The sequence below is a fragment of the Leisingera sp. ABD4_442 genome (assembly GCF_056160905.1).
On sequence record NZ_JBSWYB010000037.1, the window covers coordinates 39,145 to 47,015 of the forward strand.

Consider the following 7,871-nt stretch of genomic DNA (forward strand, 5'->3'; position numbering starts at 1 on the left):
TGCCCGGCAGGCGGCTTTGCCGCCGAGAGGGGGGCAGGCTTTCCCGCGGAAAGCCTTCACTTCCCCGTCCCCAGCCGCTGCCCGACGCCGTCGCGGTCCTGCAGGGCGCGCCACCAGGCCTCGTTGTCGAGATACCATTGCACCGTCTTCTCCAGACCTTCCTCCACCGTCACCGAAGGCCGCCAGCCCAGTTCTTCGCGGATGCGGCTGGGGTCAATGGCATAGCGCGCGTCATGGCCCGGCCGGTCACTGACAAAACTGATCTGGTCCTTGTAGGACTTGCCGTCCGCGCGCGGACGCTTCTGGTCCAGGACCTCACACAGCGTATTGACCAGCTCCAGGTTCGACCGCTCGTTCTCGCCGCCGATATTATAAGACCGCCCCAACGCGCCCTTTTGCACCACCAGGAGCAGCGCATCGGCGTGGTCTTCGACATAGAGCCAGTCGCGCACGTTGGAGCCGTCGCCGTAGATCGGCAGCACCTTGCCCGCCAGCGCATTGAGGATCACCACTGGGATCAGTTTTTCGGGGAAGTGATAGGGGCCGTAGTTGTTGGAGCAGTTGGTCAGCACCACCGGCAGCCCGTAGGTCTCGGCCCAGGCGCGCACCAGGTGGTCGCTGGCGGCCTTGCTGGCGGAATAGGGCGAGCGCGGATCGTAAGATGTGTCTTCGGTGAACTGCACCGACGGGTCGGCAGGCAGGCTGCCATAAACCTCATCGGTGGAGATATGGTGGAAACGGAAACCCTCGGGCTTGCCCGCCTCTGTCCAGTATTTCCGGGCCGCCTCCAGCATGTTGAAAGTGCCGGTGATATTGGTCTCGATGAAATCGCCCGGCCCGTCGATCGAGCGGTCCACGTGGCTTTCCGCCGCCAGATGCATCACCGCATCCGGGCGGTGGGCCTCAAACACGCGGTCCAGCGCCGCGCGGTCGCGGATGTCGCATTGCTCAAAGGCATACAGCGGGCTTTGCGCCGCCTCCGCCACATTCTCAAGGCAGGCGGCATAGGTCAGCGCATCCAGATTGACCACCTGATGGCCGCGGGCAATCGCCAGCCGCACCACCGCCGATCCGATAAAGCCGGCCCCGCCGGTCACAAGAAGCTTCATGCCTTATCCTTCCCACACAAACGGGCTGTCGAAATCCGCCAGCCGCGGCGCCGCGGCGTCCTTCTCCGACAGCACCGGGCTGCCTTCGAAATCCCAGGTGATGCCGCAGCTGTCCCAGGCCACCGCGCCATCGCAGTCCGGCGCATAGTAATCGGTGCATTTGTAGATCACCTCGGTGTTTGGCACCCGGGTGATAAACCCGTGCAGGAAGCCCTTGGGCACCAGGAGCTGCTTGCCGTTCTCTGCGCTGAGTTCAATGCCGAACCAGCCCCCGTATGTGGGCGAGCCCTTGCGGATATCCACCGCCACGTCAAACAGCGCGCCCTGGCCGCAGCGCACCAGCTTGTCCTGGGCATGGGGCGGCGCCTGGAAATGCAGGCCCCTGAGGGTGCCGGTCTCCGCCGAGACAGAATGGTTGTCCTGCACGAAATCCAGATCGATCCCGGCCTCCTGCATCCGCCGCTTGTTCCAGCTCTCGCTGAAGAACCCCCGCGCATCGCCGAACCGCGCCGGGGTCAGCACCTTCAGCCCCGGCAATCCTGTCTCTTCTATCTGCATCCTTACGGACCTCTTATGCTGTCTGCTTCCGCCGGTACCGGGGCCGCAATAGTGCTGTCTGGTCTGATCCCATCTATAGCGCCGCTGTGCAACCCCGGGGCATGGAAACCCATGGCAGTTCGCCGGAATTGCCATTGGCCCCGGCCAAAGCGTCCTGCATCGCGGAGAAAGTTCAGTGATCAGGGAGAAGAGCGGCCCTGGCAGGATATGTGTAATGTTCGCAAATTATGCCAGCCGGGTACGCTGCGCCGGCCAAGGCGCGCACTGTGGAGAACAGGCGGCTTGAATTGCTTCAATGCCGTGATGGAACTGCGCGGGCAGCCCGGCTCAAGCGCGGCGGGACTTGCGCTGCAAGCGCTGGCGCAGCAGCCGGAAAACCTCCGGTGCGGCCAGGCAGGCCGCCGCCAGATAGGCCGCGGCAAAGGCGGCGGCACCGGTCAGCAGCCGGGCCAGATCGCCGCCGCTGCCCAGCTTCTGGGCGGCCAGCGCCGCCGCTGCCGCCGCCAGGGCACAGGCCGCCCCCGGCGCCAGCGCCGCAAAGGTGCCTGCGGCGGTGATCTCCAGCGCCCGCCGCAGCAAGAGGAAATTGGGCACGAAGCGGATCACCGCCAGTGCCAGCTGGGCAAGGGCCACCGCCGCGATGCCATGCGGCACCGCCAGCCAGATCAGCCCCAGGAAAAACGGCAGGTTGATCAGCGAGACCCGGAACATCAGGTCGGTGCGGCTCAGCGCCTTGAACACATTGCCCGGCACCATGTTGAGAGTGCTGATCGCAAAGGCAATGGCGATGAGCTGCATCGGCACGATCATCGCATGCCATTTCGGCGCATAAAGCAGGTGTACCAGCGGGCTGGCCAGCACCGCAATGAGGGCGCCGGCGCCGAACATCAGCAGCGCGCAGTATTTCAGGGCGCCGTAGTAATAGGCGGTCAGCCCGGCGGGATCGGACTGGATCCGCGACATCACCGGATGCAGCACCGAGCCGGCCACATTGGTGAAGCTCTTGATCCCCAGCTCGGGAATGCGGAAGGCCAGCGAGTAGATCCCAAGCGCCTGCAGCCCCAAGACTTTGCCGACCAGCAGGTTGTCGAGCAGCCGCGGGGTGGCATTGATGGTCTGGGCACCGATCATATGGGCCCCGAACCTGAGGATTCGGCGCAGGGTCCCCAGCCCGGGCCGGCACTGCGGCCGCCAGGGCCGGACCATCCAGGTGGCAAGGCTGCCGGCAACGGCCCCGGCCAGATAGCCGAGCACCAGCGCCCAGACCCCGTAGCCGAGCACCGCCAGCAGGATCGCCGTCAGCCCCTTGGCCAGGCCGCGCGCCACATCCGGCACAAGCTTCGCCTTCAGCCGCAGCTCCCGGTAGAGAAAACTGGTGTTCACCGTGGTGGCGGCGGTGATCATCAGGGCGGCGGCAATCACCGGCAGCAGCTCCGCCAGCCGGGGGTCGCCGTACCAGGCGGCCATTGGCTCCGCACTCAGCCAGATCAGCGCAAACAGCGCCGCAGAGAACACCAGGCCGCACAGCAGCACCGCGCTGGCGGTTTCCTCCACCTTGCTGCGGGCCGAAATCAGCGCCGCCCCCATGCCGAATTGCGAAATGATTTCCAGATAGCTCATCACCGCCAGGCAAATGGCCATCAGGCCGAATTCCGCAGGCTCCAGATACCAGGCAAGAATGACAACCGAGACCAGGTTGAGCACCTTGGTGCAAAAAAAGGACGCATAGGCCCAGAAGATGTTCCGGATGCTGGCACCGATATTTTCAGAACTCACCCTGCCGCCCATCACCCCCCTCGATCCTCCGGCGCACCTGCCGGCAAACACCCTGTAAACAAAGGCAAAGACATGTTTCCCAGATGATATAGCCCGGTCTTCCCCGGCGGCAGCAGTGCTCCGCTTTGCCGCAGAACGCGCCGTTTTCTTGATTTTTTACCGCAAATGAGCAACACTTAACAGCATTACGAGTATGGGGGTTGAAAGTGACAGAAGAGAAAAGAAATTCCAGCGAGCTGCCCGAATCACCTGAACGGCGCGCCCTGTTGGCCAAGGCCGGCCGCTTTGCCGCGGCAACACCGGCCGCGGTTCTGGTGCTGCTGTCGACGGCAAAAGATGCCGATGCCACCGGTATTTTCAAATCCGGCGGCGGCCACGGGCATAAGAAGTACTACCGCAAGCGCAAGTGGAAGCAGTGGAAGCGCTGGCACCGCAAGTGGCGGCGCTGGTAACACCGGCCGCGCCCGCCGGATGGGCGGGCCGCCCCTCCGGTCATTTGCCGAAGGGGCGGGCAGGTCTTTGAAAAAGGATTGAGAGCCTGGCCGGCCGCAGCGGCGGCCGGGAGCGGGGCAAGGGCTGCGGCACTCAATGACCGTGGCCTCCAACAGCCGTGGCAATGAGGAGCGCGCGCAATTTCAACTCAGCTGCTGATTTCAGCCCGCGGGAGCCGGATGGCCCGGATCGGCGGGCAAGCCTATCTTTTCCTTGCAGAACAGCAATCGGTTTTTGCCCTGAATGAGGACGCCGCCGCGGCTTGGCCGCAGTTCGAGGCAGGGGTGCTCTGCAGCGGCGATCAGCCCTGTGAAGCCGGCCTTTGCGATCCTACGGCAGTGGCAGGCCTGCGGCAGGCCGGCGCCCTGGAACCGCTCGCCACCGAAACGGGACCGGCCGCAGTGGCGGCACTGCAGGCGGTGGATACCGGCGGCGGAACGGTGCTGATCTGCTATGGCGATGCGCAGCTGCACGCGCAGCTGGCACCGGAATTCGCCCATATGGAAATCCCCCTGGACCAGCCCTGCGACGACTGCGTTTCGGTGCAGCCTGCCGGCGGGGATGCCCTCATCGCACTGCGGGACGGCCCCGTGGAACGGGCCGCCGCCGCCAGCGCCGCGCCGGTGCTGAAAATCGCCATCACCGATGCGGTGATGGACCATGTTACCGATCTCCTTCTGCATGCGGCCCTGCTGCAGTGCCAGGGGCAAGCGCTGCTGCTCACCGGCGGGCCGGGGGCGGGCAAAAGCACCCTGGCGGCCGCCCTGGGCGGTGCGGGCTTTATCCTGGCGGGCGATGATCTGGCGGCGCTGGATCCCGGCGGGCAGCTGCGCGCGCTGCCGTTCCCCGTCACTCTCAAGACCGGCTCCTGGCCCCTGCTGGACAACTGTACCGCCGCGCTGGCCACCGCGCCGGCCCATCTGCGGCCGGACGCCCAGCATGTGCGCTACCTGCCGGTGGACGCTGCCGCCGCCCGCCAGCCGCTGCCGGCCGGCTGGATTGTCTTTCTCGACCGCCGGGGCAGCGGCCCGGCCAGCCTGGAGCCGGTCTCTGCGCCCGATACGCTGTCGGGCCTGATCGGGGCCGCCTGGTCCGGCGACAGCGATCTGACGCCCGGGGAATTCAGCGCCCTGGCCGCCTGCGCGGACCGCGCCGCCTGCCTGCGGCTGCGCTATTCGGATCTTGCCGGCGCGGTGGCGGCGCTGCAGCAGCTGTGCGGCCTGGCCCCGGCTGCGGCCGCCGGGGCGGGGCCGGGGCCATGAGCGCGGCCGCGCCGCTGGAACGGCTGGCGGACTGCCTGCGCGGCCGGTTCGGCAGCGGGGCCGACTGGTTTGAGCTGATCGCCACCGCCAATGCGGAATTCGTGGCCCCCGCGCTGTACCGCAGCCTGACGGAAACCGGCGCGGCCGCACGGGCAGAACCGGATGCGCTGGCCTATCTGGCAGAGCTGGCGGAGGCAAACCGCACCCGCAACCGCCGCCTGTGGCGGCTGGTCAGCAGCGTCACGGCTGAACTCAATGCCACCGGCATCACCCCGGTGCTGATCAAGGGGGCAGGGGAGATGGCCCTGCTCCCCGATCCGCAGGACTATGCCCGGATGCTGATCGACGCCGATATGCTGACCGATCCCGCCGACCTGGCCGCCGCCGCAGAGGTGCTGCAGCGGGCCGGGTTTGAAGCGCTGGAGGACAGCGCCTATGACCATTCGCCCGGCAGCTACTGGCGCCCGGGCGAAGTGGCGGCGCTGGATCTGCACGGCGCCCTGCCGGAGCGCATCGCAGGCCTGCTGGACAGCACCGAGCTGCGCCAGCGCCTGATCCTCATGGAGCGGGACGGGCTGCGCTTCAGGGTGCCTGACGCCAGCCTGCGGTTCCTGATCAATATTGCCCATGACATGCTGCATCACACCGCCCTGGCCAGCGGCGCCACCAACCTGCGCTACCTGCTGCCGCTGGCCGCGCAGCTCCGGAATGCCCAGGACCCGCCCGATTGGGACTGGCTCTGCAGCAAGCAGCGCGACTGGCGCTTCCGGCTGGCCTTCGGACTGCAGCTCAGGATGCTGGAGACCCTGCTGGGGGTGCCACCCCCGGCCGCAGTGCCGCCCCCGGGCCTGCTGGTGCGGCTGCTGCACTGGCGGCGGCAGCTGAAATACCGCAATCCCAGGCTGGGCCGGGCGGAATGGGAGGTTGTCCGCCACGGGCTGAGCGCGCTGCGCGCCGCCAGCCTGCGCCGCCTGTGACCTGCGGCGCGGCAGACCAGGCCTGAAGTGCGGCCCAAAAAACCGCGCGGGCCAGGATCAGCCGCTCTCCCCATCCCATTGTGCCATCCGGAAACATGCCATCCGGAAACGCCAAAGAAGCGCGTTTCACCTGCATAGCCGCCGGCGCCTCATTTACAGGCGCAAAGCCCCATCAAGCTCTGGAAACAGCCCTTTCACATCAAAAACGACGTGAATGCCGCGCAGCAGCTTCTGCACGCCGCTGGCACCAAGTTCCCGGAATGCATCATGGGCCACCGCGATCACAACGCTGTCATAGATCCCGTCCTGCGGAGCGCTGACCATTTCAATGCCATGCTCCTTGCGGGCTTCGTCAGGATCCACCCAAGGATCAAAAACATCGACTTCGGCGCCGAACTCACGCAATTCCCCGATCACATCGACCACCCGCGTATTGCGCAGATCGGGGCAGTTCTCCTTGAATGCCAGCCCCATCACAAGCACCCGCGACCCGTTCACATGGATGCGCTTCTGCAGCATGGATTTGACCAGTTGCGAGGCGACATACGCGCCCATGCCATCATTGATCCGCCGTCCCGCCAGAATGACCTCCGGCCGGTAGCCGGTCGCCTCAGCTTTATGCGTGAGGTAATAGGGGTCCACGCCGATACAATGGCCGCCGACCAGCCCGGGGCGGAAGGGCAGGAAGTTCCACTTGGTGCCGGCCGCTTCCAGCACCGCCTGGGTGTCGATCCCCATACGGTTGAAAATCATCGCCAGCTCATTGACCAGGGCGATGTTGAGATCGCGTTGAGTGTTTTCGATGACCTTGGCCGCTTCGGCGACACGGATACTCCCGACCTTGAAAGTGCCCGCGGTGATTATCCCGCTGTAAAGCGCGTCAACCGCCGCGGCCGTCTGCGGGGTCGAACCTGCAGTCACCTTGCGGATATTGGGCAGGCGATGAGCCTTGTCGCCCGGGTTGATCCGCTCCGGACTGTAGCCGGCAAAGAAATCCTTGTTGAAGGCCAGCCCCGAAAACTGCTCCAGAACGGGCACGCAGTCCTCTTCCGTAGCGCCGGGATAAACCGTGCTTTCATAGATCACGATATCGCCCCGGCCCAGCACCTTTCCCACCGTTTCCGACGCCTTGATCAAGGGCGTAAGGTCAGGCCGCTTATGGGCGTCAATCGGTGTCGGGACAGTCACAATATAGATTTGGCAGCCGGCGATATCCTGCAGGCTGCATGTGTACTGCAGCTGGCTGGCCTCAGCCAGCTCTTCCGCGTCCACTTCCCGGGTGCGGTCATAGCCTGAGGCCAGCTCACGGACCCGGCCTGCGTCGATGTCAAAACCGACAACCGGGCGGATCTTGCCAAATTCCACCGCAAGAGGCAGCCCGACATAGCCCAGGCCAATGACGGCAATTTTTCTGGTATCCTGTGTCATCCCGGATCACATTTTCTAATGGCTTCAGACCAGTAACGTCTTGAGTTCTTGGCAGAGTGTACCGGGGTCTGTGCCCCGCCGCCACTCGCATTTCTTCAGGTGCAGAGCCAGGTTTCAGGCGGCCCTCTATGGCAGCCTTCAAGCCTGGATGCACGGGTGATCCTGCGATGGATGACCCTGTGAACTCACGGCGAAGTGCAGTTTCTGATATCCTGTTTTATTCCAATCGGTTCTGAATTTCCATCAGGTTGGTTTCGAAGACCTCGGCT

The 7,871-nt window shown here is 65.2% G+C and carries 7 protein-coding genes; 3 read left to right on the forward strand and 4 right to left on the reverse strand.

Annotated features, from left to right (window positions below; translation table 11 throughout):
- Positions 1-56: 56 nt before the first annotated feature.
- The 3 genes from rfbB to ACXAHG_RS19920 all read right to left on the reverse strand — a co-directional run bounded on the left by rfbB (position 57) and on the right by ACXAHG_RS19920 (position 3,443).
- Positions 57-1,109, reverse strand: a complete 1,053-nt coding sequence (rfbB, locus tag ACXAHG_RS19910) for a dTDP-glucose 4,6-dehydratase (protein ID WP_475060113.1) — start codon at positions 1,107-1,109, stop codon at positions 57-59.
- A 3-nt stretch (positions 1,110-1,112) separates the two neighbouring features.
- On the reverse strand, positions 1,113-1,667 hold the full coding sequence (gene rfbC, locus ACXAHG_RS19915; RefSeq protein ID WP_475045645.1) for a dTDP-4-dehydrorhamnose 3,5-epimerase: 555 nt from the start codon (positions 1,665-1,667) through the stop codon (positions 1,113-1,115).
- Positions 1,668-1,994: 327 nt separating this feature from the next.
- A complete protein-coding gene (locus tag ACXAHG_RS19920; protein WP_475045646.1) occupies positions 1,995-3,443 on the reverse strand; it encodes a lipopolysaccharide biosynthesis protein in 1,449 nt (482 codons plus the stop codon).
- Between the two features lie 206 nt (positions 3,444-3,649).
- Here ACXAHG_RS19920 and ACXAHG_RS19925 point away from each other — a divergent pair, with 206 nt between their 5' ends.
- The 3 genes from ACXAHG_RS19925 to ACXAHG_RS19935 all read left to right on the forward strand — a co-directional run bounded on the left by ACXAHG_RS19925 (position 3,650) and on the right by ACXAHG_RS19935 (position 6,174).
- Entirely contained in the window at positions 3,650-3,895 is a 246-nt protein-coding gene (locus tag ACXAHG_RS19925; RefSeq protein WP_475045648.1) for a hypothetical protein, read from the forward strand.
- 219 nt (positions 3,896-4,114) lie between these two features.
- On the forward strand, positions 4,115-5,197 hold the full coding sequence (locus ACXAHG_RS19930; RefSeq protein ID WP_475060115.1) for a hypothetical protein: 1,083 nt from the start codon (positions 4,115-4,117) through the stop codon (positions 5,195-5,197).
- Positions 5,194-6,174 carry a nucleotidyltransferase family protein gene (locus tag ACXAHG_RS19935; RefSeq protein WP_475045651.1) on the forward strand — a complete coding sequence of 327 codons (981 nt, stop codon included), beginning with the start codon at positions 5,194-5,196 and terminating at the stop codon, positions 6,172-6,174. The genes ACXAHG_RS19930 and ACXAHG_RS19935 overlap by 4 nt, the downstream gene beginning before the upstream one ends.
- Positions 6,175-6,327: 153 nt before the next feature.
- Here ACXAHG_RS19935 and tviB read toward each other — a convergent pair whose 3' ends face one another.
- Positions 6,328-7,602, reverse strand: coding sequence for a Vi polysaccharide biosynthesis UDP-N-acetylglucosamine C-6 dehydrogenase TviB (gene tviB, locus ACXAHG_RS19940; protein ID WP_475060117.1), 1,275 nt, complete (start codon positions 7,600-7,602; stop codon positions 6,328-6,330).
- Positions 7,603-7,871: the final 269 nt, after the last annotated feature.